This window comes from Flavobacterium tyrosinilyticum (genome assembly GCF_023656565.1).
In the GTDB taxonomy this organism is placed as follows: Bacteria; Bacteroidota; Bacteroidia; order Flavobacteriales; family Flavobacteriaceae; genus Flavobacterium; species Flavobacterium tyrosinilyticum.
Genome location: NZ_JAMOKG010000002.1, coordinates 626,030 through 652,796, shown reverse-complemented (window position 1 = coordinate 652,796; position 26,767 = coordinate 626,030). Strand labels below are relative to the sequence as shown.

At 32.9% G+C, this 26,767-nt stretch carries 26 protein-coding genes; 9 read left to right on the top strand and 17 right to left on the bottom strand.

Translation table 11 applies throughout. The features are described 5' to 3' along the window. Positions 1 to 10: 10 nt before the first annotated feature. From ccoG to NCC77_RS10580, 6 genes are all read right to left on the bottom strand, one after another. Positions 11 to 1,429 (bottom strand): cytochrome c oxidase accessory protein CcoG, encoded by a 1,419-nt coding sequence (gene ccoG / locus NCC77_RS10605; RefSeq protein ID WP_250835540.1) that lies wholly within the window; start codon positions 1,427 to 1,429, stop codon positions 11 to 13. Between the two features lie 10 nt (positions 1,430 to 1,439). Further along, positions 1,440 to 2,378: a cbb3-type cytochrome c oxidase N-terminal domain-containing protein gene (locus NCC77_RS10600; protein ID WP_250835539.1), complete on the bottom strand. Its 939-nt coding sequence runs from the start codon at positions 2,376 to 2,378 to the stop codon at positions 1,440 to 1,442. A 2-nt stretch (positions 2,379 to 2,380) separates the two neighbouring features. Continuing rightward, positions 2,381 to 2,575, bottom strand: a complete 195-nt coding sequence (locus tag NCC77_RS10595) for a cbb3-type cytochrome oxidase subunit 3 (protein ID WP_250835538.1) — start codon at positions 2,573 to 2,575, stop codon at positions 2,381 to 2,383. Between the two features lie 7 nt (positions 2,576 to 2,582). Continuing rightward, positions 2,583 to 4,769, bottom strand: a complete 2,187-nt coding sequence (ccoN, locus tag NCC77_RS10590; protein WP_095930916.1) for a cytochrome-c oxidase, cbb3-type subunit I — start codon at positions 4,767 to 4,769, stop codon at positions 2,583 to 2,585. A 2-nt stretch (positions 4,770 to 4,771) separates the two neighbouring features. Continuing rightward, the gene (ccoS, locus tag NCC77_RS10585; RefSeq protein WP_095930917.1) at positions 4,772 to 4,963 is read right to left on the bottom strand and encodes a cbb3-type cytochrome oxidase assembly protein CcoS; all 192 of its coding nucleotides are present in this window, start codon (positions 4,961 to 4,963) and stop codon (positions 4,772 to 4,774) included. A gap of 117 nt (positions 4,964 to 5,080) precedes the next feature. Next, a complete protein-coding gene (locus NCC77_RS10580; protein ID WP_250835537.1) occupies positions 5,081 to 7,465 on the bottom strand; it encodes a heavy metal translocating P-type ATPase in 2,385 nt (794 codons plus the stop codon). Between the two features lie 202 nt (positions 7,466 to 7,667). Between NCC77_RS10580 and NCC77_RS10575 the strand changes: the two genes are divergently transcribed. Next, the gene (locus tag NCC77_RS10575) at positions 7,668 to 8,351 is read left to right on the top strand and encodes a Crp/Fnr family transcriptional regulator (protein ID WP_250835536.1); all 684 of its coding nucleotides are present in this window, start codon (positions 7,668 to 7,670) and stop codon (positions 8,349 to 8,351) included. Here NCC77_RS10575 and mazG read toward each other — a convergent pair. The 3 genes from mazG to def form a co-directional block, all read right to left on the bottom strand. After that, positions 8,348 to 9,118 (bottom strand): nucleoside triphosphate pyrophosphohydrolase, encoded by a 771-nt coding sequence (gene mazG / locus NCC77_RS10570; RefSeq protein WP_111424177.1) that lies wholly within the window; start codon positions 9,116 to 9,118, stop codon positions 8,348 to 8,350. The two genes, NCC77_RS10575 and mazG, sit on opposite strands and share 4 nt — an antisense overlap. 99 nt (positions 9,119 to 9,217) lie before the next feature. Next, positions 9,218 to 9,703 carry a DUF5606 family protein gene (locus tag NCC77_RS10565; protein WP_250835535.1) on the bottom strand — a complete coding sequence of 162 codons (486 nt, stop codon included), beginning with the start codon at positions 9,701 to 9,703 and terminating at the stop codon, positions 9,218 to 9,220. Positions 9,704 to 9,763: 60 nt separating this feature from the next. Beyond that, positions 9,764 to 10,354 carry a peptide deformylase gene (gene def / locus NCC77_RS10560; RefSeq protein WP_250835534.1) on the bottom strand — a complete coding sequence of 197 codons (591 nt, stop codon included), beginning with the start codon at positions 10,352 to 10,354 and terminating at the stop codon, positions 9,764 to 9,766. A gap of 199 nt (positions 10,355 to 10,553) precedes the next feature. On the opposite strand from def, the gene NCC77_RS10555 reads away from it, so the two are divergent. Further along, the gene (locus tag NCC77_RS10555; protein ID WP_250835533.1) at positions 10,554 to 12,776 is read left to right on the top strand and encodes an FUSC family protein; all 2,223 of its coding nucleotides are present in this window, start codon (positions 10,554 to 10,556) and stop codon (positions 12,774 to 12,776) included. Between the two features lie 44 nt (positions 12,777 to 12,820). On the opposite strand, the gene NCC77_RS10550 is transcribed toward NCC77_RS10555, so the two are convergent. The 3 genes from NCC77_RS10550 to NCC77_RS10540 all read right to left on the bottom strand — a co-directional run bounded on the left by NCC77_RS10550 (position 12,821) and on the right by NCC77_RS10540 (position 15,643). Next, positions 12,821 to 14,314 (bottom strand): malate:quinone oxidoreductase, encoded by a 1,494-nt coding sequence (locus NCC77_RS10550; protein ID WP_250835532.1) that lies wholly within the window; start codon positions 14,312 to 14,314, stop codon positions 12,821 to 12,823. 126 nt (positions 14,315 to 14,440) lie between these two features. After that, positions 14,441 to 14,854 (bottom strand): Holliday junction resolvase RuvX, encoded by a 414-nt coding sequence (ruvX, locus tag NCC77_RS10545; protein WP_250835531.1) that lies wholly within the window; start codon positions 14,852 to 14,854, stop codon positions 14,441 to 14,443. A 156-nt stretch (positions 14,855 to 15,010) separates the two neighbouring features. Next, positions 15,011 to 15,643 carry a PAS domain-containing protein gene (locus NCC77_RS10540; protein ID WP_250835530.1) on the bottom strand — a complete coding sequence of 211 codons (633 nt, stop codon included), beginning with the start codon at positions 15,641 to 15,643 and terminating at the stop codon, positions 15,011 to 15,013. Positions 15,644 to 15,906: 263 nt separating this feature from the next. On the opposite strand from NCC77_RS10540, the gene NCC77_RS10535 reads away from it, so the two are divergent. The 3 genes from NCC77_RS10535 (at position 15,907) to NCC77_RS10525 (ending at position 18,686) form a co-directional block, all read left to right on the top strand. Continuing rightward, on the top strand, positions 15,907 to 16,722 hold the full coding sequence (locus NCC77_RS10535) for a 2,3,4,5-tetrahydropyridine-2,6-dicarboxylate N-succinyltransferase (RefSeq protein ID WP_248726233.1): 816 nt from the start codon (positions 15,907 to 15,909) through the stop codon (positions 16,720 to 16,722). 109 nt (positions 16,723 to 16,831) lie between these two features. Beyond that, positions 16,832 to 17,899 (top strand): glycosyltransferase family 9 protein, encoded by a 1,068-nt coding sequence (locus NCC77_RS10530; protein WP_250835529.1) that lies wholly within the window; start codon positions 16,832 to 16,834, stop codon positions 17,897 to 17,899. 4 nt (positions 17,900 to 17,903) lie between these two features. Continuing rightward, positions 17,904 to 18,686, top strand: coding sequence for a glycosyltransferase family 2 protein (locus tag NCC77_RS10525; RefSeq protein ID WP_250835528.1), 783 nt, complete (start codon positions 17,904 to 17,906; stop codon positions 18,684 to 18,686). Here NCC77_RS10525 and NCC77_RS10520 read toward each other — a convergent pair. Then, on the bottom strand, positions 18,661 to 19,434 hold the full coding sequence (locus NCC77_RS10520; protein WP_250835527.1) for a Kdo domain containing protein: 774 nt from the start codon (positions 19,432 to 19,434) through the stop codon (positions 18,661 to 18,663). The genes NCC77_RS10525 and NCC77_RS10520 overlap by 26 nt on opposite strands. Positions 19,435 to 19,517: 83 nt before the next feature. Between NCC77_RS10520 and NCC77_RS10515 the strand changes: the two genes are divergently transcribed. Further along, a complete protein-coding gene (locus tag NCC77_RS10515; RefSeq protein ID WP_250835526.1) occupies positions 19,518 to 20,594 on the top strand; it encodes a glycosyltransferase family 4 protein in 1,077 nt (358 codons plus the stop codon). Between the two features lie 815 nt (positions 20,595 to 21,409). Here the strand turns inward: NCC77_RS10515 and NCC77_RS10510 are convergent. Then, entirely contained in the window at positions 21,410 to 22,024 is a 615-nt protein-coding gene (locus tag NCC77_RS10510) for a hypothetical protein (protein ID WP_250835525.1), read from the bottom strand. Positions 22,025 to 22,345: 321 nt separating this feature from the next. On the opposite strand from NCC77_RS10510, the gene NCC77_RS10505 reads away from it, so the two are divergent. After that, on the top strand, positions 22,346 to 22,915 hold the full coding sequence (locus NCC77_RS10505; protein ID WP_250835524.1) for an L-threonylcarbamoyladenylate synthase: 570 nt from the start codon (positions 22,346 to 22,348) through the stop codon (positions 22,913 to 22,915). A 255-nt stretch (positions 22,916 to 23,170) separates the two neighbouring features. Here NCC77_RS10505 and NCC77_RS10500 read toward each other — a convergent pair whose 3' ends face one another. Then, positions 23,171 to 24,295 carry a cysteine desulfurase family protein gene (locus NCC77_RS10500; protein ID WP_250835523.1) on the bottom strand — a complete coding sequence of 375 codons (1,125 nt, stop codon included), beginning with the start codon at positions 24,293 to 24,295 and terminating at the stop codon, positions 23,171 to 23,173. An 87-nt stretch (positions 24,296 to 24,382) separates the two neighbouring features. On the opposite strand from NCC77_RS10500, the gene NCC77_RS10495 reads away from it, so the two are divergent. Then, positions 24,383 to 25,372 carry a hypothetical protein gene (locus NCC77_RS10495; protein WP_250835522.1) on the top strand — a complete coding sequence of 330 codons (990 nt, stop codon included), beginning with the start codon at positions 24,383 to 24,385 and terminating at the stop codon, positions 25,370 to 25,372. Between the two features lie 147 nt (positions 25,373 to 25,519). Here the strand turns inward: NCC77_RS10495 and NCC77_RS10490 are convergent, their stop codons facing one another. Beyond that, on the bottom strand, positions 25,520 to 26,071 hold the full coding sequence (locus NCC77_RS10490; RefSeq protein ID WP_250835521.1) for a DUF8465 domain-containing protein: 552 nt from the start codon (positions 26,069 to 26,071) through the stop codon (positions 25,520 to 25,522). 1 nt (position 26,072) lies between these two features. Next, positions 26,073 to 26,246 (bottom strand): hypothetical protein, encoded by a 174-nt coding sequence (locus NCC77_RS10485; RefSeq protein ID WP_008462622.1) that lies wholly within the window; start codon positions 26,244 to 26,246, stop codon positions 26,073 to 26,075. A gap of 108 nt (positions 26,247 to 26,354) precedes the next feature. On the opposite strand from NCC77_RS10485, the gene NCC77_RS10480 reads away from it, so the two are divergent. Continuing rightward, on the top strand, positions 26,355 to 26,639 hold the full coding sequence (locus NCC77_RS10480; RefSeq protein WP_349306045.1) for a DUF2752 domain-containing protein: 285 nt from the start codon (positions 26,355 to 26,357) through the stop codon (positions 26,637 to 26,639). Positions 26,640 to 26,767: the final 128 nt, after the last annotated feature.

Sequence of the window (26,767 nt, the reverse complement as noted above, 5' to 3'; positions counted from 1 at the left end):
TAGTATATTTTTAATTAAAACTTCGTGGTCCTAAGAAATTTGTAGTTGTTGTTTCTAGGAGTTCAGAACCATTGTAAACCCCTATTTTTACTTTTGTTTTATCACTTTCCAATAAAACCTCATCGATTTCAATAAATAATGTTCCTTGAGAAATTCCTTCTTTTGCAATTTTAAAATGTCTTTTTCCAACATTCTTAATTTCTCCTTTCTGATCGATTAATTCGAAATGAATATCATTGTAATCTTTCATTGTTTTGTTTACAATTTTATACGTGTAAACATTACTGATTTTTTCTCCATTATGCTGGAACAACTGACCTGGTAAACGTAAAACTACTGCTTGTACGTCTGTTCTTAAAAATAGCATTCCAACAAAAATACTCAATAAAATAAAGAGAACAGCTGTGTAACCTTTCATTCTTGCTGTAAACTTAAAAGGTTCTTTTTTGGCAATTTCATCTTCCGAAGCGTAGCGGATAAGGCCTTTTGGCAGTCCAACAGATTCCATAATATGATCACACTCATCAATACAAGCCGTACAGTTGGTACATTCTAACTGTGTTCCGTTTCTAATGTCAATTCCCATAGGGCAAACATGAACACATTGCAGGCAATCAATACAATCTCCTTTTCCCGTTAATGCTCTATCTTCATTTTTCTTGAATTTTGCACGGCCTTCTTCTTTTTCACCTCTAACAAAATCGTAGGCAACATTTATAGATTTATTATCTAAAAGAACACCTTGTAATCTTCCGTACGGGCAAGCAATAATACAAACCTGTTCACGAAACCATACAAAAACAAAATAGAAAATACCAGTAAATATAAGCAGCGCGATGAAATTGCTAGCTTGTACAACTGGTCCTTGCTCAATCATTAAGAATAAAGTATCACTCCCTACTAGATAAGCCAAGAACACATTTGCTATTAGGAAAGAGATTAAAAAGAAAATAGTCCACTTAATCAGTCTTTTTCTAATTTTCTCACCATTCCATTCTTGCTTTGCTAAACGAGATTGTGCACCACGATCTCCATCAATCCAATATTCAATTCGACGAAAAACCATTTCAAGGAAAATAGTTTGCGGGCAGATCCAGCCGCAAAATATTCTTCCGAAAACAACAGTAAATAAAATTATAAATACAACGCCGACAAGCATTGAGATTACGAAGAGATAAAAATCCTGTGGCCAAAAAGGAAATCCAAAGATATTAAAACGACGCTCTAAGATATTGAACATCATAAACTGGTTTCCATTAACCTTGATAAAAGGATTTATGAATAAAATTGCCAACAAAACATAGCTGACAATTTTTCTATAATCATAAAATTTACCAGACGGTTTTTTAGGAAATATAAATTTTCGTTTCCCGCCTTCATCTATTGTTCCAATGGTATCTCTAAAAGCTTCGTCTGGTAAATTTGACATGATATTCTAATTATTTTTTAACTTGTGTGGTATCTTTTGGTGCTGCAGCGGTCGCATCTGTTTTGGGAGCACTATCATCTACCCAAACTTCTCCTTCAGCTTCTTTTGGATCTTTAGGATTACTTCCTTGCAGAGAAAGAATATAACTTGCCACTTTTTGTATTTCTTTTGGTTTAAGGGTTCCTTTCCATGCAATCATCCCTTTACCGTCTCTACCTCCATTTGTAATGGTGTGGAATAGATTTTTAATTCCTCCTCCTAAAATCCATTTATCGTCTGTAAGGTTTGGACCAATCTGACCTCCTGCATCGGCACGGTGACATGCTGCGCAATTGGTTGTGAAAATTTCTTTTCCTGCAGCTAAACTCGGCTCGTCAGTAAGCAAAACAACCGTTTTTTCATCCATTAAATCTGGTGCTGTTTTCATGTATTCTTCAACATCAATTTTTGCCTGCGCCATTTCTTTTTTCAATTCCATTTCTTGATCATCGGCTCCTAAAACATCGTAACGAACTACATAGATTACTCCAAAAATGATACAGATGTAGAATAAATATACCCACCATGGCGGTAAATTATTGTCCAATTCTTTGATTCCGTCATAATCATGATCCATCAATAAATCAGCTTCTTTTTCAATCGGTTCTGTTTTAGTCAATTTATGCATAAGGTTTTTAAACCAAGTGCTTTCTTTGAAGCTTAAACTTTCTTCAAGTTCTTTTTGCGCTTTTTCTTCTGGCGATAGCAATTGATACATCATTCGATTTACAGCACTAAGTGTAATTTCGATTGCAATCAGAATAAATAAAAAGACGAATAAAAAGAGTGCTACCATTGGGAACTTTACAAAAGCGGGCTTATCGCCTGAGTCTATAAAATATTCCATCAAAGCAAATACGATGAAGAAAATCAACGGTACTCTAACATATACTGGGAAAAACTTTTTCATTTTTATCTATCTTTTGTAATTACATTAAGTCCTTCATCTAAAGGTATATTGCTCATTTCTTGAATTTTTTCTTTTCTATAAGAGAATACCCAAACGCCTAATCCTACAAAGAATAAGAAGAAAATTAAGAGGGAAATAATCGGGTAAACTTCTATACCCGATATTGTTTCCATATTGTGTTTTATTTGTTCAAACATAATGCTGTTATTTTGAAGTTTCTTTTACTTTAATATCAGTACCAAGTCTTTGAATATAAGCGATCAAAGCAACGATTTCTCTTTCGTTCATCGGAATGAATTTCTCGCCTTTTGCTTCAGCTTTTTTGCGGCTGTCTTCATAACTCTTAACAAAATCAGGATCGCTTTCTAAGTTTTTTTCTATCTTAACAGCCTGCTCTCTTAAAGTTCTTTGTGCATTAGCAACTTCTTCTGGAGTATATGGCACCCCTAAAGAAATCATAGCTTGCATTTTCTTCTGAGTCAATGAAATATCCATTGGTTTATTATCAAACAGCCATTTATATCCTGGCATAATTGATCCAGCAGATGTACTTTGTGGATTCCACATGTGGTTAAAATGCCAATTATCATTATACTTACCACCTACTCTTAACAAATCTGGACCTGTACGTTTTGATCCCCATAAGAATGGATGGTCGTAAACAAACTCACCTGCTTTTGACTGAACTCCATAACGTTCAACCTCACTTCTAAATGGACGAACAGACTGAGAGTGACATCCAACACAACCTTCTCTAATATATAAATCACGTCCTTCAAGCTCTAACGGTGTATATGGTTTTACACTTGAAATAGTTGGAATATTTGATTTTACCATTATCGTTGGAACAATCTGAATAATACCTCCAATTAAAATTGCAATAGTAGCTAAAATGGTTAATTGGATTGGTTTTCTTTCTAACCATGAGTGGAATTTCTCTCCACTTAATCTACTGCTTTTTATTGTTTGCAAAGCTGGAGCCTGAGCCAATTCATCTTCAATTGTATTACCAGCTTTTACAGTCATAATAATATTATAAACTAAAGTCAGCATACCTATTAGATACAAACTACCTCCAATAGCTCTCATCCAATACATTGGCATAATAGCCGTTACAGTTTCAAGGAAATTACCATAAGTTAAAGTACCATCTGGATTAAATTGTTTCCACATTGATGCTTGTTGGAAACCAGCCACATATAACGGAATTGTATATACGATAATACCTAAAGTCCCAATCCAGAAATGGAAGTTTGCCAATTTCTTAGAGAATAGCTCTGACTTTGTCATTCTTGGAATCAACCAATAGATAATACCAAATGACATGAAACCATTCCAAGCTAAAGCCCCTACGTGTACGTGTGCTACAATCCAGTCCGTATAATGCGCAATAGCATTTACGTTTTTTAAAGATAACATCGGACCTTCAAAAGTTGCCATACCGTAACCTGTAATTGCCACTACGAAGAATTTTAAAACGGGTTCTTCACGAACTTTATCCCAAGCTCCTCTTAACGTAAGAAGACCATTGATCATACCTCCCCAAGATGGAGCAATTAACATTACTGAGAATGCAACCCCTAAATTCTGAGCCCAGTTTGGCAATGCAGAATATAATAAGTGATGAGGTCCTGCCCAGATATATATAAAGATTAAAGACCAAAAGTGAATAATAGATAATCTATAAGAATAAACAGGTCTGTTTGCAATTTTTGGAACGAAATAGTACATTAATCCCAAGAACGGAGTTGTAAGGAAGAATGCCACCGCATTATGCCCGTACCACCATTGCACAAGTGCATCCTGAACACCTGCATATACAGAGTAGCTTTTTAAAGCTGAAACCGGAATTTCTATATTATTAAAGATATGAAGTACTGCTACCGTTACAAATGTTGCTAAATAAAACCAGATGGCGACATACAAGTGACGTTCTCTACGACGCAGCATGGTTCCAATCATATTGATTCCCATTACAACCCAAATTAAAGCGATTGCAATGTCAATTGGCCACTCTAGCTCTGCATATTCTTTAGAAGAAGTATAACCTAACGGAAGTGTAATTGCGGCTGCTACAATAATTAACTGCCATCCCCAGAAATGAAGGTTACTTAAAAAATCACTAAACATTCTGGCTTTTAGCAATCTTTGCAGCGAGTAGTACATACCGGCAAAGAAGGCATTACCCACAAAGGCAAAAATAACTGCATTGGTGTGTAACGGTCTCAAACGGCCGTAACTAAGCCACGAAATCCCATCTGTAATGTTGGGAAAAAGGTACATTACCGCAAGGGTAAGCCCCACTAACATACCCACAACACCAAATAGTATTGTGGCGTAAATGAATTTTTTTACAATTTTGTTGTCGTAATAAAACTGTTCCATTTCCATAATTATACTTGTTTTTCTTCGATTGGTGAATTATTATTTTGGGAATTAATTTTGGTTTCGTCATCAAAAAGAATTCTGACTGAAGGGGTATAATCATCATCGTACTGTCCAGACTTGACAGCTGCGATAAAGGCAATAAAGAAACAGATTGCCACAAAAATACTTACTGAAATTAATAGATAAATAACACTCATACCTTAGATTTATATTAACAAAATTACTTCGTTAAGGGCGTATAAAATATGATAATTATCATAAACAAAAAGATTGTTAAATTTATAAAAAAAATCTTATGATACAAATTATAATTATTATAAATTTCTGTTACTGAAATAGTTAGACATTAAAGTTACAAAACTTACAATAGTAATTGTACTCAATGGCATAATGATAGCAGCAACTAACGGAAGTAGGTTTCCTGTAACTGCAAATGCAAGCCCAACAACGTTGTAAAGCAAGGAAAGTCCGAAACTCATTTTAATAATAGAAATCGCTTTATGTGAAAGCTTTAGAAAGTAGTTTAAACGTGAAAATTCTGTTGCATCTAGAATTGCATCACATGCAGGCGAAAAGACATTTACATTCTCTGAAATAGAAATCCCGACATTGCTTTGCGCCAGCGCTCCTGCATCATTCAGCCCGTCACCGACCATCATCACATTTTGCCCTTTTTCTTGAAGTTTCTTTATGTATTCTAGTTTTTGTTCTGGTTTCTGATTAAAGATCAACTCAGTTCCTTTTGGAAGAATTGCTTCCAAATTAGCTCTCTCACCATCATTATCTCCAGAAAGCACTTTGATTTTATAAGCTTTACTCAAATCTGCAAAAAGCTTTTCCAAACCTTCACGATATTGATTTTGAAAAATAAATTTCCCAAAATAAATCCCTCCTATTTTAATATGCAATGCTGTTTTTTCAATTTCCGAACCATCTGCAACTATATCATCTACAAATTGTCCTGAACCAATTTTAATTTCTTTATCCTCAACAGTTGCCAAAATTCCTTTTCCTGTAATCTCTTGAAATTCTTCTACAGCGACACGTTTAGCTTCTGGCAGAAAATCATAAAGCATTCGGCTTAATGGATGATTTGAGCCTCGTAATACACTTTTAATCAATACAATATCTGAATCCGAAATAGCATTTCCTTCATACATTATATTGGATTTTCTATTCGTCGTAATTGTTCCTGTTTTATCAAAAACAATCGTATCCACCTTGGCGAGTTGTTCGATTACAATGGCATTTTTAAGATAAAATTTCTTTTTCCCTAAAATTCGCAATATATTTCCAAAAGTAAACGGAGCTGTAAGAGCCAATGCGCAAGGGCAAGCCACAATTAATACGGCCGTAAAAACATTAAAAGCAGTATTGGCATCAATAAAAATCCAATAACCAAAACCACCAAATGCAATTAGCAATAAAATAGGGGTAAAATATCGACTTATTGCATCTGTTATGGTTTTATGTTTCTGATCTACTTTTTTCTGAAAAATTTCGTTACTCCATAACTGGGTCAAATAACTTTGCGAAACAGAATGCAATACTTCCATTTCTATTACTTTTCCAATCTGTTTTCCTCCTGCAAATATTTTATCTCCAGATTTTTTAGTAATTGGCACTGCTTCTCCAGTAACAAAACTATAATCTATCTCTGCACTTTCACTAATTAAAATTCCGTCAACAGGTATAAGTTCCTGATTTCTAATCAATAATCGATCTCCTTTTAAAACATCATAAATAGCGACATTATCTTCGGTAGCATCTTTATTAATTTTAGTGACAGCTATTGGGAAATACGATTTAAAATCTCTTTCGAAACTTAAAAAGCTATACGTTTTAATTTGAAACATTTTACCAAGAAGCATAAAAAATACTAAACTGGCTAAACTGTCAAAAAATCCCGGACCGTGATCCATTAGCATGTCGTATGTACTTCGAATAAACATCACGATAATACCTAAAGCAATCGGAATATCAATGTTAAGCATTCTAGTTCTAATACTATGATAGGCAGAAATATAATAGCCGCTTGCCGAATACAAGAAGCTCGGTAATGCTAAAAGAAAAATCAGTAATCTGAAAAACGGTTTGTAACTATCCAACCAGAATTCTTTCATTTCGAAATATTCTGGAAATGAAAGCAGCATAATATTTCCAAAACAAAAAAAAGCTACGCCTAGCTTATAAGTTAAACTCCTGTCTACCTTTGCTTTTGCTGTTCCGTAATTTTCTAGACTTATATAAGGTTCGTAACCAATAGAACTTAAACGATAAACAATTTCTTTTAAAGAAACGACGTCTGAATTAAACGTAATTCTAACTTTCTTTTCGTGAAAGTTAACTTGAGAAGTACTAATTCCTGGCTGAAGACGATTTAGGTTTTCTAAAATCCAGATACAAGAACTGCAATGGATATGCGGAATATTGAGCGAAACAATCGAAGTGTTTCCTTCCTGAAATTCCAAAACCTTTGCTAGTATGGTTTCATTTTCTAAAAAATCATATTTTCCTTTGATGTCTTGCGGAGTGGCGCCTGGAGACTTTTCAAAATCATAATAAGATGTTAGGTCATTGATGCTGAAAATTTCGTAAACTGTTTTACAGCCTGTGCAACAAAATTTTTTATCATCAAAATCAATTTCTTCATTTTGTTCAATAGTTAAACCACAATGAAAACAACTTTGCTCCCTCATAAACTTGTTTTTATTTGTTGCAAATTTCCAATTAAAGCATAATTTTTAAGATGACAATTATCATGTTATTTTGAAATCGGATTCCTAAATTTATAAAATAAAAAGCTCAAACGAGAGTAAACCCTAATTTATAATAATTTTACCTTATTATGGTCGTTAAAACCCTTAAATATGCTTATTTTTGCAGCAAACAAATATTGTCATGAATAAATGTGATCAATGCATTGTACGCCAGTTAAGCTCACTAAAAGCCCTTAACAAAGAAGAAGTCATTAAATTAGCCAGCAGTAAAACCTCTTACAAGATTAAAAAAGGTGAAGCCATTTTTGAAGAAGGCGAAGTAACCAATGGAGTTTTTTGTATAAAAGATGGTGTTGGCAAGCTTTCAAAATTGAGTGCAAACGGAAAAGATCAAATTGTAAAATTGGTTAAATCTGGCGAACTTCTTGGACAGCGCTCGATGATTAGCAACGAACCGGCAAACTTGACCGCAAAAGCGATTGCCGACATGGAGGTTTGTTTTATTCCTAAAACTGAAATCATCAATTTTTTTAACAATAACAATCAGTTTTCTTTAAATCTGATGCAGTCTGTTTGCGAAGATTTAAAAGAATCTGAAAACGAAAAAATTGCTTTAGTTCAGAAAACCGTTAAACAACGACTTGCCGAAACTTTATTGCAATTACATGACGAGTTTGGCGAAGACGCTGACAAAACGCTTAAAGTTCAGCTAACAAGAGAAGAACTTGCAGGAATTATTGGTACTGCAACAGAAAGCTGTATTCGCTTATTATCTGATTTTAATAAATTGGGATTAATAGAATTGGTTGGTAAAAAGATTATGCTTAAAGATGTTCGCGCTTTAAAGAAATTAGCCGACAACTAGAGTTTTTTAGCTTCATTCCAGAAAACGTCCATTTCTGTAAGTGTCATATCCATTAATGGCTTACCTAATTCGTTTGCTTTACTTTCTAAGTATTGAAAACGCTTAATAAACTTTTTATTGGTTCTTTCCAACGCGTCTTCTGGATTTACATTTAAGAATCTTGCATAATTAATCATAGAAAACAAAACATCTCCGAATTCGTCTTCGATTTTATCTTGGTTTCCAGATTTTACCTCGTCTTGCAATTCTTGTAATTCTTCTTGAACTTTATCCCAAACCTGATGAGGTTCTTCCCAATCAAAGCCTACTCCTTTAACTTTATCTTGAATTCGGCTTGCTTTCACTAAAGCAGGAAGGCTTCTTGGAACACCTTCCAAAACTGATTTTTTACCTTCTTTGAGTTTTAATTTTTCCCAATTTTGTTTTACTTCTTCTTCATTTTCTACTTTTACATCTCCATAAATATGAGGATGACGATGAATTAGTTTCTCGCAGATTTCATTACAGACATCAGCAATATCAAAATCATTGGTTTCGCTACCTATTTTGGCATAAAAAACAATATGAAGCAGTAAATCTCCCAATTCTTTTTTAACTTCATTTAAATCATTGTCCAGAATAGCATCGCCCAACTCGTAGGTTTCTTCGATTGTGAGATGTCTCAATGTCTGCAAAGTTTGCTTTTTATCCCACGGACATTGCTCACGAAGTTCATCCATGATATTCAATAATCTCTCAAATGCTTTTAACTGGTTTTCTCTGCTCATTTTGAAGTTTTCTTTTGATTTAAACTCGATTCTGTAAAATTAAAAAATCCTGTCAAGAAAACATCTTAACAGGATTATTTTATGTTTAAAGAAAAACTACTATTCTTCTTTTTTAGCTTTTGCTTTTTTAGCCGCTGGAGCTTTTTTTGGCTTTTCTGCAGCAACTGGAGCTTCTTCTTTTGGCTCTTCAACTGCAGGAGCTAAGTCTGTAACTAATCCTTTTGCTTGAAGCGTGTTGTACCAATTTAATACTTTTTTGATATCTGATGGATAAACTCTCTCTTCGTCATAATCTGGAAGAATTTGTTTGAAATAAGCAGACAAAGTAGCATTATCTTCTTTATGAGAAATAGCTTGTCCTTTATTTTCTTTAACGGCAATCTGCTGCATTACTTCAGTTAACGGTTTTTCACCTTCATAAGTATAAATCGAAATTTCAGACAATAAACTTACATTGCTTTTTAGATTTACAGTAATCTTCTTCCCATCAATTAATGATTCCGCCACAAAACCTGTACGAGTTTGTACTTTTAATTCGTATAAACCTGGTTTTCCTGAAATGGCTAAAATTTTCGTTAAATTCATTTTTATTAAAATTAGTATTAAGAATTTGATTTATTTTTTGTTTCTAACTATTTAGAAAACTTACCTTGCTTTTTTAGCTGCGAAAAATTTCATTCTATATTCCTGAGACGTTTTTCCCTCAGTAATATTTTTCAATTTCTTTTGGATTAAACGCTTCTTAAGAGATGATATTTTATCTGTAAACAAAATTCCTTCAATATGATCGTATTCGTGTTGGATAACTCTTGCGATTAATCCGTCAAATACTTCCGTTTTCATTACAAAATCTTCTTCACAATATTCGATTGTAACAGTTGGTTTTCTGTAAACGTCTTCACGCACATCTGGAATACTTAAACAGCCTTCATTAAATCCCCACTCTTCTCCTTCTTCTTTAACGATTTTAGCATTGATAAAAGTCTTCTTAAAGCCTTTCAAATCTTTTTGTTCCTCTGAAGGAAGATCCTCATCATCACTAAAAGGCGTTGTGTCTATAACAAACAAACGAATTGGAAGCCCAACCTGCGGTGCTGCAAGTCCAACTCCATACGCATTGTACATCGTCTCGTACATATTTGCGATCGTTTCTTTTAGGTTTGGATATTCTGGTGTAACGTCCTGCCCTACTTTTCTTAAAACAGGATCACCGTATCCTACAATTGGTAAAATCATTTGTTTTTATTTATATTTAATATGCTGCAAAAACAGAATTAAAGTTATGCTATTTCAGCTGGCAAAAATAGTAAAAAATAGTCAAGAATGATTCTAATAAACTATTATATCGCATTTTTTACAAGCTGTTAAAAATCTCATCCATAATTATGCCAAAATCACTCCTACAATTCTTACCTTTGTTAGTAAACCTCTTTTTATGATTGATAAGATTTCAAAATTTACAAACAGCACTTCATTTTTCAATGCTTCCAAAGTAACTATTGCTTCTGTTGTTCCTGTTTTAGTCTTAAATTTTTTAGGCCATTTTGAAATTGGGTTCACCATCGCACTTGGAGCTTTTTACACCTATCCTAGCGATATTCCGAGTTCTCTTAGCCATAAAATAAAAGGATTAATTGCTGCCTCATTTATTGTTTCAGGCGTTAATCTACTTGTAAATCTCGTCTATCCATATCCTTTCCTTTTTTATATCTTTTTAGGATTTCTATTGTTTTTATGCTCTATGATTTCGGTTTACGGGCAGCGAGCAACTCTGATATCTTTCTCGGCTTTATTATCTATTTCTCTTTCTTTTGGACATTTACATGAAGGTTGGGAAGCTTTTGAATATTCTGGCTTTATTTTTATCGGAGGAATTCTGTATTTGGTAGTATCTCTTGTTTTTCATTTTGTACAGCCCTATAAATATGTAGAATTACAAATCGCTGAAGGAATAAAACTTACTGCCAAATATCTAAAACTAAGAGGTGATTTATGGAGCCCAGAAGCGAATAGAAAAGCAATCATTGAGAAACAGCTGGCCGTACAGGTAGAATTGAATCTTATTCATGAAGATTTAAGAAAAATGCTGATTGGAAACCAGAATGCGTCTGGAATTACGAGTCAGAATCGAAAAATGCTTTTGGTTTTTATTACTTTGGTCGAAATTCAAGAATTGGCGCTGTACACTTCTTTCGATCACAGCAAACTTCATGAAAAATTCGCCAAACATCCCGATGTTTTAAGAACGTATCAAAATGTTGCCTATAAACTGGCTTCAACCCTTAAGAAGCTTTCAAAAAATGTCCGTCATATTAGTGTTTATGTTGACAAACATGATTTGAAAAACGAATTGGATGCTCTAGAATTTGCCATTTTTGATTATGAAAAAACATTAGGTAAAGAAGCAGCAGCAGAAGGGGTTTTAATGCTAACCAATATGCTGAAATATGCTAAAAATCAGGTTGGAAAAATCAAAACCATTCAGCGCGCACTTTCTCTAGCCATGCAGTCTTATAAACTAAAAGACAAAGACAAGGAACTTGAAAAATTCCTTACGCCACAATATTATCCGTTACGAACTTTAATCGAAAATTTAAGCTATTCTTCTTCGATTTTCAGACATTCGATACGATTAACCATTACTATTTTAATCGGTTTCTTTCTCGGACAAGTGCTCCCATTTCAAAACGTATATTGGATTCTACTTACGATTGTAGTAATCATGCGTCCTGGTTATGGATTAACAAAAGAACGATCTTACAACAGAATGTTCGGAACTGTTTTGGGAGGATTTATAGCTTTCGGAATTGTATCGGTTATTCAGAATCACGTAGCATTAAGCATTTTCTCTATTGTATGTATGCTTTTGGGAATTTCATTTACCCAAATCAACTATAAGATAAGCGCAACATTTGTTACGATGTATGTCGTTTTTATTTACGGAATTCTTACCCCAGATATCAATGAGGTAATCCAATACAGAATATTAGATTCGCTTGCTGGAGCTATTTTAGCCTTTATTGCCAATCAGTTTTTATGGCCTGCGTGGGAATTTATCAATACGCCTATTCATATCGAAAATACGATTCGAGCCAACAGGAATTACCTCAAAGAAATTGCAGATTTTTATAATAAAAAAGGCGAAGTCCCTACTTCTTACCGCCTTGCCAGAAAAAATGCTTTTGTTGAAATAGGCAATTTAATGACTTCTTTCCAACGTATGATGCAAGAACCAAAATCAAAACAGAAGACAATGCCTTTGGTGAACAAATTGGTAGTTTTAAACCACTCTTTATTATCTGCTTTAGCTTCATTGTCAACTTATATTCAGTCACACCAAACCACTTCTGCATCAGATTCTTTTAATTATATCATCAAAACAATTTTAGCCAATTTGGATCATTCTATTTCTGTTTTAAGAAATGAAGTTATTATAAAGGATACTTTTTTTGAAAAAGAAGATGTGACTCTGCAATTTGAAGAATTAAAGCGAAAGCATTTTACGCGCTTGGCAGAAGATGATGATTTAGATAAAGAAACGCGTCAGGCTAAAATGCAGGAAGCACAAATGGTAATTGAACAATTGATCTGGATGAGTAATCTGGCAGAAAAAATTCTAAAAAACACAACCGACCTAAAAGCAACAAATCCAGATTAATTCATCTGGATTTGTTTTTTATTCTAATATTTTAAAACCTAAACTTAATTTAGTTTTAAAACATCTGCTGTATGTTTTCTAAGCTCTGCTAAAAGCTCAGGTTTGTCGTTTAAAGTTTGTCCGTAAGAAGGAATCATTGTTTTTAATTTAGCTTGCCACTCTGGTGTTTTAATTTGATTTGTAAAACATCTGCTAACTAAGTCAACCATAATTGCTACAGCTGTAGAAGCACCAGGAGAAGCACCTAGTAAAACTGCTAGAGTTCCGTCATGCGTATTAATTACTTCTGTACCAAATTCCAGAACCCCACCTTCTTTTTCATCTTTCTTAATTACTTGAACACGTTGTCCTGCTTTTTCTAATTTCCAATCTTTTGAACGTGCTGTTGGAAGATATTCGCGTAAAGCTTTTATTCTGTCTTTTGGAGACTGACGAACCTGCTCAATTAAATATTTCGTTAATGGAATATTGTGATATCCTGCAGCTAACATAGGAATTAAATTGTTACGTTTAATAGACAAAGGCAAATCTAAATAAGAACCATTTTTTAAGAAACGAGTCGAGAATCCTGCGAAAGGCCCAAAAAGAAGTGCTTTTTCACCGTCAATTACACGAGTATCAATGTGAGGAACAGACATTGGAGGAGCTCCAACACTTGCTTTTCCGTACACTTTTGCCGCGTGTTTTGCGATTACCTCAGGATTTGTGCATTTTAGCCATTGTCCGCTTACTGGGAAACCGCCATATCCATGTCCTTCTGGTACATTTGCTTTTTCTAACAAAGGCAATGAACCTCCACCTGCACCAATAAATACAAATTTAGTATAAGCTTTACGAGTTTTTCCTGTCGACAAATCTTTAATTTTAATTCTCCAAGATTTATCTTCACGCTGTCTTAATTTTTTAACCTCATGATTGAAGAACAAAGAGACACCATCAAGTTTTTCTAAGTAATTGAACATACTTCTTGTTAAAGCACCAAAATTCACATCGGTACCAATTTCCATATGCGTTGCCGCTAATTTCTCATCAGCATTTCTTCCTTCCATAACCAATGGCATCCATTTTTGAAGCTGCTCAAAATCGGTACTGAAAGTCATTTCAGAGAAAATCGGATTGCTTTGAAGCGCCTCAAATCTCTTTTTTAAATAATCTACGTTTTTATCTCCCCATACAAAACTCATATGAGGTACGCTTTTAATAAAATTATCCGGAGACGGCACTTTATTTTGCTGCACTAAGTAAGACCAAAACTGGCGAGAAATCTCAAATGATTCTGCGATGCTTATTGCTTTTTTAGGATCGATGCTACCGTCTGCCTTTTCTGGAGTATAATTTAATTCACAAAAAGCAGAGTGTCCCGTTCCTGCATTATTCCAAGCATCAGAACTTTCAGCTGCTGCAACATCTAATCTTTCGTAAATTTCAATTTTTATATCTGGTTGTAATTCTTTCAAAATTACTCCAAGAGTGGCACTCATTATTCCAGCGCCAATGAGTACTACATCACTATTTGAACGTATGGTTTCGTCAGGCATAACAGTATTTTTATTTAAAGTGCAAAGGTACTTTTTTAATTGCAAAAAAAAACTAATTTTTAGATGATAAAAGTTAGGATTTTCTAAAAACCATTAAATTATAAATAAAAAATACGGCGAACAGCGTTATTTTTTTGCGGAAAGATAATCTTGAAGGAGAATTGTAGCAGAAATTTCGTCTATTAAACCTTTATTCTGACGTTGCTTTTTATTTAAACCACTGTCGATCATGGTTTGAAATGCCATTTTTGAAGTAAAACGCTCATCTACTCTAATCACTTTCATGTCTGGGAAGATATTCGAAAAGTGAGTTGCAAAACCATTAATCACAGAAGCACTTTCAGACGGAAGACCATTCATTTGTTTGGGTTCACCAATCAAAACTGCTTCGACTTTTTCTTTAGCAAAATAATCTCTCAAAAAGTCAATCAAAGTATGAGTCGGAATTGTAGTCAAGCCCGAAGCAATAATCTGCATTTCGTCTGTAACAGCAATTCCTGTGCGTTTTTGTCCGTAATCTATTGAAAGGATTCTTGGCATGTTGTAAATTTTCAGCAAATTTAGTCTAAAATATTTTTCTAATTTTCCATTTCACTCAAAATAAACTTCTTCAAGATTACTTTCATTAAAAAAATCCGCCTTGAAAATTCAAGACGGACTTTTATCCAAATATTCAAACCTAAAAAATAACTCAATTTATCTTCCGAACAATCGGCCGAAAAAACCTCTATGTTCTTCTTCCTCTCCTGCATCCTCTTCTTCATTGTAATTAGCAAACTTAGATTGTGACTTTTCGTGCTCGTAAATCAGTTCCTTAATATATTCAACATACGTTCTCTTTTTCTCTTCCAAGAATCCTATTAAATACTTTTCGCTAAATTCAACTCCGCTTGCGGCTTCAATCTGCAATAACTTTTTATATAAAGGTTCAATATGCATCGCAATAACTTCCTGCGGTACAGCTTGTCTTCTTCCAAAATAATTTACAATAACGTCGTTTTCGTCTCGGGCGATTTCAAAATCGGTAATTACCCAATAGTATCTTCCAGACTTTGCAAGATTTTTTACAATAGCGTGAAAGTTTTTCCCATTTTTAAGATTTTCCCAAAGCACTTTAAAAATAACTTTTGGCATATCCGGGTGACGTATGATATTATGAGGCTGCCCCATTAATTCATAGTCTTCGTAACCACAAACATCTACAAACACTTCGTTGGCATATTCTATAATACCAAAAGCATTTGTTTTACTCATAATAACCTGAGTTTTATCCCAGCTTACTTCTTTGTCAATGATTACTCTGTTTTGAAGGTGATTTTCTTGATTCATATTTTACTGCTTATATGATTTATTTATGGAATGGAATTGTTGATCAACACTGCGAAATTAAAGCGAAGAAAAAGCAGAAACCCTGACTTTTGTCATATTTTGATATAAAAAAAACTTCTAGTGGTAGCAGTATTAGTAAAAAATACACATCACTTCATTAACCTTACAAATAAGAAACAAAAAGTTAAATCTGTAACATTTTCAAACCGTTTTACTTTTTTGCATTTCTACAAATACCTTATCTTTGCCAAAAAATTAAACGTATGAATTCTTTACAGACTATAATTGAACAAGCTTGGGAAAATAGAGCTTTATTACAAGAAACCGCAACAACTGATGCTATTAGAGAAGTTATCGAATTAGTAGACGCTGGAAAATTACGTGTTGCTGAACCAGTTGGAGACAAATGGCAGGTAAACGAATGGGTTAAAAAAGCGGTTGTGATGTATTTCCCGATTCAAAAAATGGAAACATGGGAATCTGGTATTTTTGAGTACCACGACAAAATGTTGCTAAAAAGAAATTATGCTGAAAAAGGAATTCGTGTGGTACCAAACGCGGTTGCTCGTTATGGAGCTTACATCTCAAGCGGTGTAATCTTAATGCCTAGTTACGTAAACATTGGTGCTTATGTTGACGAAGGAACAATGGTTGATACTTGGGCAACTGTAGGAAGCTGTGCTCAAATTGGTAAAAATGTACACTTAAGCGGTGGTGTTGGTATTGGTGGTGTTTTGGAGCCATTACAAGCTGCTCCAGTTATTATCGAAGACGGTGCTTTTATCGGTTCTCGTTGTATCGTGGTTGAAGGTGTTCACGTTGGTAAAGAAGCAGTTCTTGGAGCTAACGTATGTTTGACGGCATCTACAAAAATTATCGATGTTACAGGTGATGAGCCAGTTGAAATGAAAGGTTATGTACCTGCTCGTTCTGTAGTTATTCCTGGAAGCTATACAAAGAAATTCGCAGCTGGAGAATTCCAAGTTCCTTGTGCATTAATCATTGGAACTCGTAAACCATCTACAGATTTAAAAACTTCTTTAAACAATGCACTTCGTGAATACGATGTTGCGGTATAAGCTTTAAAAAGTCTAAATATTTAAAATCCAAATTCCAATTGATTATTTATATTGGAATTTGGTTTTTTTTTGCTTCAATTTGCAGTCTCTTAATACAACATTATTTTTCATGAAGATACTTGTAATCCAGCAAAAAATGATTGGAGACGTTTTGGTCAGCAGCATTATTTGCAATAACCTCAGAGGTGCATATCCAGATGCACAGATCGACTATTTGGTTTACGCCTCAACAACACCGGTTTTAGAAGGAAATATAAACATGGACAATATTATTTTATTTGAAGAAAAACACCGAAAAAGCAAAAAAGAACTTTTAAAATTGGGACTACAGCTTCGAAAAGAAAATTATGATGTACTAATTGATGCTTATTCAAAACTAGAAAGCTGGATACTAGTTCTTTTAAGTGGTGCTAAAAGAAAAATTTCATATAAAAAGCCAGGAAGAACATTTTTATATACCGACAATGTTCCGTTTGAACCTTTTCCTAAAACCAATTTAGGTTTAGCAATAGAAAGAAGGCTTTCTTTATTAGAACCTCTTAATCTTAAAATTGAGATAGATCCGATTCCTAAATTATTTGTTTCTGAAAAAGAAAACAAAGAGGCTATTGCATTATTCGAAAAACATCAGATTCGAAAAGACAGAAAAACAATCATGATTAGTCTTTTAGGTAGCGAAAAACTTAAAACCTACCCTTTGGAGTTTATGGCTAAAGTGGTTGATTATATTGCCGACAATGCAGACGTAAATATTCTTTTTAATTATTTCCCAAAACAATCCGAAGAAGCCAAAATTGTTTTTAATGCTTGCAAACCTTCTACACAAAACAAGATTTATTTCGATTTATTGGGAGGCGACCTAAGATCTTTTATAGGTTTAGTAAATCAATGTGATGCCATAATTGGAAATGATGGCGGTGCAATAAATATGGCGAAAGCATTAGACAAACCTTCCTTCATTATTTTTTCTCCATGGATTGAAAAGAAAATCTGGGCAACTTTTGAAGACGGAATTCAGCATCTTTCTGTTCATCTAAAAGATTATCATCCATTACTGTTTCAAAATAAAACGGAGAAAATGCTTAAAAAAGAAGCTTTACCTCTATATCAAAAGTTTTTACCCGAATTTTTTGAAGACAGAATTAAATTGTTTTTAAATCAGAACGGCTTTAATTAACAAAATGATTTCAGAAAAGCAGCGCCTGACAGCATTAATCATTACGCACAATGAAGAACAAAACATTCGTCCTGTTTTGGAAAATCTTTCATTTGCTGATGAGATTATTGTTGTAGATTCATTTAGCTCTGATAAAACTTTTGAGATTGCCACTTCCTTTAAAAATGTAAAAGCAGTTCAGCATTTTTTTCAAAATTTTGCTGCACAACGAAATTATGCCATAAGTCTAGCTTCAAATTCTTGGATTCTTTTTATAGATGCAGACGAGCGGCTAACTCCTGAATTAAGAAAAGAAATTGAACTAACTATCAATCAAAAAAACTCTATTTCTGCTTATTTCATTTATCGAACCTTTATGTTTAAAAACAAGAGATTGCTATTCAGCGGATGGCAAACTGATAAGATTATTCGATTATTTAAGAAAGAAAATGCATTTTATAATGAAGAAAAAATCGTTCATGAAAAACTGATTATAAAAGGCGAAGTAGGCAAATTAAAAAATAAACTTATTCATTTTTCTTACTCTGCTTTTGAAGATTATAAGCAAAAAATGATTCTTTACGGAAAACTAAAAGTTCAAGAAGAATTGGCTAAAAACACAAAGCCAAATTTCTTCCATTTCTATATTCGTCCAGCCTATCAATTTTTACATCAATATATCATTCGTTTAGGTATTCTGGACGGAAAATCAGGATTAATTATCTGTTATTTAAACGCACTTAGCGTTAGTGTTCGTTTTCAAGAACTAAAAAACATAAGGTCTAAGACTGCGACTTCCAGAATTTAAGTTTCTTTTTCAATCTTTTCTTTTTGGCAAAACTTTCTTGGAAATTTTCTGTTACTTGCCACATTTTTTCAAAAATATCAGCTTCGCTTTTTTCTTTATAGAATTTAGCATATTCATTACTCATTACTGCAACCATTTCTTTTTTAGGTGTTAAGCGTCTAAAATTATTCATGCGCTGTTCAAAAGTCATATCTGCATGAAAGTTCATTCGGTTTAAATCAACCAGAAAAAAATCATATTTATTATCAGTGTTTTTTTTGATTAAAGTATTTCCTGGTGAATGATCTAAAAACTCAACTCCTTTTTGATGTAAATCGAAAGTAAATTTTGAAAACTGTCTTAATATATTTTCATAATCCGGATAATCAGGAATTTCTACAAGTTCTCTATAAGTTAATTCAGTAATTAAATGCTCACTTGCATAATAGCTATCTCTTAACCCGATAGCATTAAAATTTTCAAGAAATGCTATTGGCTGTGGAGTTCCAATACCTTTTTCTAATAAAATAGTTGCAAATTCAAACGAACGTCTTGCTTTTGACTTTCGAAAATATTTGTAAGCAATTTTATTTACGATATTTGGTATTTTAAAAGATTTGATATTGATTGTTATTCCGTTCAGTTCAAACAATTTTATTTTATTTCGATCACCATTCCCAAAAAGAGTTCCTGAAGTATTAAACGTTTTAATATTATCAAGTACAGATGGGGTACTATTTTCAAATGCCGGATTTACTTTAAAATTCATCAGTATATTTTTATAAACAACAAAAATACATATACAATTTAACACATCAAATTAATATTGTATTTTCGTGAAAAAATTAAGCAATGTCACAGAAAAAAAGAGTCTTTTTAGAAACCCATAATATAAACAATAGAGCTACTGGCTTGGGAACTTTTAACTATGAACTTATTAAAGGTTTACAACATCTTTCTTTTGACGACTTAGAGCTTCATCTTAATTCTGGCAAACCTGATTTGCTTAAAAATGAATTTGGAGATAAATTTGAATATCACAAATACAGATCGTTTCATAGATATAAACACTTTCGATCTATGAATAAATATGATTTATGGCATTCCGTTAATCAAAATTCTAAATTAGAACCGCGAAAAAACACAAAATACTTACTTACAATTCATGATGTAAATTTTGTTGAAGAAATTTCATCAGATATGAATCATAAACGCAATCGTCTGTTTATTGAAAAATTAGCCAGAGCGAATGCTATTACTTATATTTCTGAGTTTGCAAAAAAGCAAACACATGATTATTTTAAGGTTCCTAATGTTCCGGAACACATCATTTATAACGGAAATCCGATATCTACATTGCTGGACACTTCAAACTTTATAAGTAATGTTCCTGTAGACAAACCTTTCTTTTATACCATCGGAGATTTTATTGAAAGAAAAAATTATGTATCTATTATTAATATGATGAAATTAATAAAAGATTATAATTTGATTATTTCGGGTAATAATACCAAAAAATATGGTGAGGTTATTAGAAAACTAATTGATAATAATGGCCTTCAAAATCAGGTTTTTTTAACTGGAAAAGTGAGCGATGAGGGCAAACAATATTATATGAAAAACTGCGCTGCCTTTCTTTTTCCTTCTATAAGAGAAGGTTTTGGATTACCACCTATTGAAGCGATGAGCTTTGGCAAACCGGTATTTTTATCAGACAAAACTTCTTTACCTGAAATTGGTGGAGATGTTGCGAGTTATTGGGCTAATTTCGATCCTGAATACATGAAAAATATACTGTTTAATGGATTAGACCATTTTAATGCTAATAAAAGCGAAATAGAGTCTCTCATGAAAAAAAGAGCTGCAAGTTTCGATTGGAAAGTTGCAGCTGCTGAATATTTAGAGGTATATAAACAAATTTTATCTTAAGCTTTAATCTTTTTTTTCATTAGAAACTTAAACCATTGTCCGAAATTCTTTCTTAGTAAAAAGAATTTCCAATATTATTTTTTTTTTGTTAGTTTAAAATTATTTAATAATTCCTGAAGAGAATTTCCTTTCATGAATTCTAATGTTTTCCAATGCATTGGATCTAAATAGAAAAATCCGTGTTTGTAATTGGAGATCAAACCGAATCCCATTTACTCATAAATTCATTTTTGTTGATCTCGTCATTATGTTCCCAATTTTCTATTTTTTTGAACTAAATCTTCTCTTGATCTTGACAAACAATCGTGCAGTGCAACAAAATCTGTATAAATAGATCGACATTTGGCGCGCCTTCCAATCTTATAATTGGGATAGTTTGTTGCAATCATAAGCTTATCCAATTTATCAACGTACAGAACACCTTCGTCTACATATTTATATAAATTAATTTTGAAACCACATATCTGAATGATCTTGTTTTAGGGGTTAAAGTGATCGTTTAGAAACAAATTTTCTAAAATCGTAAAAATACTCATAAGAATCAAGCTGAATTAACCAGTTTCTAATTCCCATTTTATGGACAAGCATTTTACGCTCCCGAATTTCACATTCCATTGCTGTAAGTCCTTGGATATTTCATAAAGTCAAAAATATTTTTTTTTGTTTGCAAATATAGTATTGTAAATGATTTTCTACTAAAAGCCTTTTACAACACACCTATCATTCTAAAAAACTTATCATATAATCACTAAAAAAAATCGGTTCTCAAATAGAAAACCGATTTTTTTAGTAGTTGTATATTTTTTTACCAGAACCTATTCAATAACCACCATATTCATTTGAAAAGCTTCAACTCTTAAACCTTGCCCCACAGTCCCAGCTATCTCACCATTATTTACATATGGCATCCAACCAATATTTTGAACATACACTCTGTAAACAACCTGAGTTGCAAAATCTGACGGAACGATTATTTGGAAAGCTTCAGCTCTACGTTCCTGACCAGTTGTTCCAACAACCTCACCTAAACCAACATAGTTTAACCAACCATGACCTTGTACGTGCGCTCTTGCTCTAAAACCGGTTAGATATGAACCATTAGCAAATTGCATTGCTTCTAATCTTCTACTCTCACCCATTGTCCCTACTGGTGTACCAAGAATATACCATGGCATCCATCCATGTCCGTTTTCAGGTTTTCCTGTAACGTGAGCTCTATATTGAAATGTAATTTGTGCTGCAGATTTAGCTGTTAGGCTAGATGATTGAGCACTAGAAGAAATCAGTTTCATTGTTCCATTATCATCTTTATACTTAGCAGTCAAAGAAGCTGCTTTATCATTCTCATTTGCTTTTTTAAGATTAGAAATTATTTTTTCAAATGCCTCAGTTTGTATCTCTGTAACGATAGTACCATCTGTATTTTTCATAAATACTTCTTTTTTATCAGCAACAGATAAAACTTGTTCTTCATCATTATTACTACATGAAAATAACGATGCAGCAATTAAAACACTAAATAATAATTTTTTCATTTTTGGTATTTTTAAGATTAAACGTATAAAAATTTAAACAAACATAAGAATAAATTTACTTTTAAAAAAAAATATTATTAAAAATAAAAAATATATTACAAAAATAAAATTAAAAAAGTCACATCAAAATTTATGAAACGAATTAATGATAAATTAATAAATATCGAATTCGGGAATTTGAATTATTATCTTTGCCAAAATAAAAGTCTTTTTTTAATGGAAAATATTAATCAAGAAATTATCAACGCATACGAAGTAATTAAGGAAGGCGGTATCATTTTATATCCAACAGATACAGTTTGGGGAATTGGCTGTGACGCTACAAACCCAGAAGCTGTTGCTAAAATCTACAAATTAAAACAGCGTGAAGAAACACAAAGCATGATTGTTTTAATGAATGGTGAAAAGATGCTGTACAATGTGTTTAAAGAAATTCCTGAAGTTGCATGGCAAATCTGGGATTTATCGGAAAAACCCACTACTTTAATTCTTGATGATGCTAGAAATGTTGCTCCAAATATTATTGCTGCAGACAAATCGCTAGGAGTTAGATTGGTAAAAGAACCTTTCTGCTTCAAATTGATGGAGAGAATGAAAAAGCCTTTGGTTTCTACTTCTGCTAATATTTCTGGACAACCAACACCAATAGCTTTCAAGGACATTAGCCCAGAAATCATTAAAGGTGTTGATTATGTGGTGAAATTAAATCAAGATAAAATAAACGGGAAATCGTCAACGATAATCAAATTAACCAAAGATTCTCAGGTGAAAGTAATTCGCAAATAGTTTTTTGTTTCAAGTTTCAAGTTTCAGGTTTCAGGTTTCAGGTTTCAAAAACTTTGAGTGTAGTTTTTACCGCAAAGTTCGCAAAGAAGCTTTTATTAAGAATCTAAATTAGAGTTAAAAAAAGTTCGCAAAGTTTTATCAAAACAAGCTTTGCGAACTTTTTCATTTTAATGGTTCTAAAAAATCTTAGCGACCTTTGCGTAATTCGCGGTTAAAAAAAAACTTAGAATCTCAGAACCTTAGTATCTTAGCAACTTATAACGTTTTCAAACTCTCAATCAGCCAATCGATATCTTCTTTGGTATTGTAATGACTAAATGAAATTCGGAGATTTGGTAATTTCAAATCAGTCTCCGAAAGCATTTCGTTTAAAACGTGCGATGGTTTAATACTTCCAGACTGGCAAGCGCTTCCTCTAGAAACTGCAATTCCTTTCATATCTAAACTAAAAAGTAGCATCGAAGTTTTATCTGATGAAAACGGCAGAATGATATTGATAATATTATAGAAATCTTCTTTTTTTCCGTTAATTCTAAAATTTGGAAAATGAATTTCTAATTGTTCTATTAGATAATTTTTTATTCCTAAAATATAAATTCTTTCTTCCTCTAATTTTTCATAAGAAATAGACAAAGCTTTTGCCATACCAGCAATCTGATGCACGGCTTCAGTTCCTGCGCGAAGACCTTTTTCTTGTTCTCCTCCAAAAAGCAAAGGCTGTAAACCAGAATTTTTTCGAATAAAAGCAAATCCGATACCTTTTGGTCCATGAAACTTATGTGCACTCGCTAAAATAAAATCAATAGGCGTTTTTTGCAGATCGATTTCCGTTTTTCCGACAGATTGAACTGTATCCGAATGGAACAAAGCGCTATACTGCTTGCAAATCAAACTTACACGATCTAAATCTAAAATTGTCCCCGTTTCGTTATTGACATGCATTAAACTAACCAAAGTCTTTTTTTCTTCGGATAATAAATTAGACAAATGCGTTAGATCTAAACTACCGTCTGCATTTACATTAACATAATCAACTTGAATATGGTATTCTTCCTGAAGCGCCCAAACAGTATGCAAAACAGCATGATGCTCGATTTTTGAAGTAATAATTCTCTCTACCTTCAAATCTTCAACAGCAGAGCGTAAAATCCAGTTGTCGGCTTCCGTTCCGCCAGACGTAAAAATTATTTCTTGAGCAGTACAATTTAAGTGTTTTGCAATACTCTTTCTAGAAAGCTCTAATATGGTCTTACCGTTTCGACCAAAACTGTGTGTAGACGATGGGTTTCCGTAATCCTCAAGCATTATTTTTGTCATTTCCTGAATTACTTCAGGACGTATGGCAGTTGTTGAGGCATTATCTAGATATACTTTTTTCATTGCTGCAAAGTTAAGAAATATCAATTGTCAAATCTTAAATATCATTTGGCAATTTTTTCACTATTTTTGACCCAAATAAATTTTACGATGAAAAAATATGCTGCCCTCCTATTGTTCGCTCTCTTTTTGAATGGATGCGATGATGGAGATTTAACTGTAGACGAAATAGATTTTGCTGATGTACAGGAATCGTCAGCCTGTGATCCGTTAACAAATACTTTAATTTATAAACTAAAATCTCAGGAAGCGCTTTTGCTTCAATTGCCTCAGGGAGCAATCATTAATGATCAAGGAACCTACACGTATACTATTGACGCAAATGGAAAAGGATCATACCGTGTCGTTTATAGAGCTTATGACGGAACTGTAGCAAAAGATAATATTTGTGGTGCAATACCTCCTACCACTCCAAAAGTAACTGAAGAATGGAATGCTGTTGAAGGTTTGATTGAAGTCGCAACAACTCAACTAGTAGATTCAAGTGCAACTGACGGAAGCACAAGAATAAAGGGTTACGAACATAGTATTATTTTTAGAAATATAACATTTGCAAAACCAGCAGGAAATCAAACAGAAGCTGAATTTGTGTTTGGAACATACAATACAACTATAACTAAAGCCGATTTGACTTTCAAAACTAATCCGAATGGTTCGGCTTATGAATGTGACAACAAAACTTACAATTACAACAATTCATTTTATTTATCGATCGAAGATATCGATCCTGCTTTGATCGTAAATGTACCTACAACTAGCAATCAACCTCGTACAAGCTTAATAACAGCAACACAAAACAAAGTATTTTACAAAACCGCATTGACAGAAACTGGATCTATTACACCAGCTTTTATTTGCGCTAAAGTACAACCAAGTTCTCCTGCAATCGATGAAACGTGGACAGGCCAACTGGGTGTAGCAAACGCAAGTGGAATTATTGAAGTAACGACGACGCGAACAGGGCAAGTTTATGAACACACAATTGTTCTTAAAAATGTAATTTTACAAAAAGGAAAAAGCAGCTTTAAACTTGGAAGCAGTTTCGTTCTTGGAAAAGTTACCAGAGATGCAACTGACTAAAAATATATATTTCTAAAAAGAAATCAGCCGAAATAATTCTTACAAAAAAACGTCTGTTTTTTGTCTTGATTTAAGTATAAATCTCTTCAAAAAACAGACGTTTTTTTTATACTTTGCAATTCATATTTTCGCTTACAAAAAGCGACTTTATTTATTATTTTGCCTTATATAAACTTCGGTTGCTCCAAGTCCGTATTTTTGATAATTGGCATCTTGGAAATCAATTCCGTCATAACGGCCTAATAAAAAATCAAGTTCGGCTTTCAAAATTCCTTCGCCCACGCCATGAATAAAAACGATTTTCGGAATGCGATTTCTAATTGCAAATTCGATATGTCTTTTTGCCGTTTCAGTCTGTAATGTCAAAATATCATAGTTAGACATTCCGCGTTTATTTGGAACCAGTTTTTCTATATGCAAATCAAATTCTGGAACACCAACATCGCGTTTATCTTTCTTTTCTTTAACAAAACTTCTCGGTTTTGGCTCTGTTTTCTCTTTTGAAACTTCATCTAAATCAATTCTTTTAATAGAATTCATTAAATTACTGGTTTCTTGTATTTTAATTAATTCGTTGACTAAAAATGTCATCATAAATCCGTCCTCACTTTCAATCAAAACTTCATTGTTTTTAACCGAAATCACCGTTCCGTTTATGGCTTCATCAAGTACAGAAACCTTATCTCCTTTTACCAGCATTCTACTCTTCTTTATCGTTATTTTTACTTGGTGTTTTAGCACTAAGCTGCATCATTCCGAACATGAAAACTACAATTGCAGCAATCATGATATAGATGTTTTTTTCTTCTGAAACTTGCTCATAAAGCGCAACCGAAATCGCAAGAATCATTATTATAATTTTAAAAGTTTTCATCCTTCCTGTATTTTAAGATTTCAAAAGTATAAAACTTTCAAGTACTTGTTCTATACCACTCCAAACGTTTGTCATATTTTTTTAGTAAAATTGCAAAAAAGATTCACCATGAGCTTAGAGAAATACATGATCCCTTGCCTATTCAAAACCTTCTTTGGTTATGACTGTTTAGGGTGTGGATTTCAGCGCTCTCTATTCTTACTTTTTCAAGGTAATTTTTTTGGTGCTTTTAAAATGTATCCAGCTATTTATACTTGTCTCTTACTCTTCCTTTTTATTACGTTTCATTTCTTAGATAAATCTAGAAATTACAAAAAAATCGTTTGGAACATTGCTTTGGTAAATTTCATTTTTATGCTCGGCGGCTATTACTTCAAACACTTTTATTTTTAGATTTTAGATTTTAGATTTTAGATTTTAGATTTTAGATTTTAGATTTTAGATTTTAGATTTTAGATTTTAGATTTTAGATTTTAGATTTTAGATTTTAGATTTTAGATTTTAGATTTTAGATTTTAGAT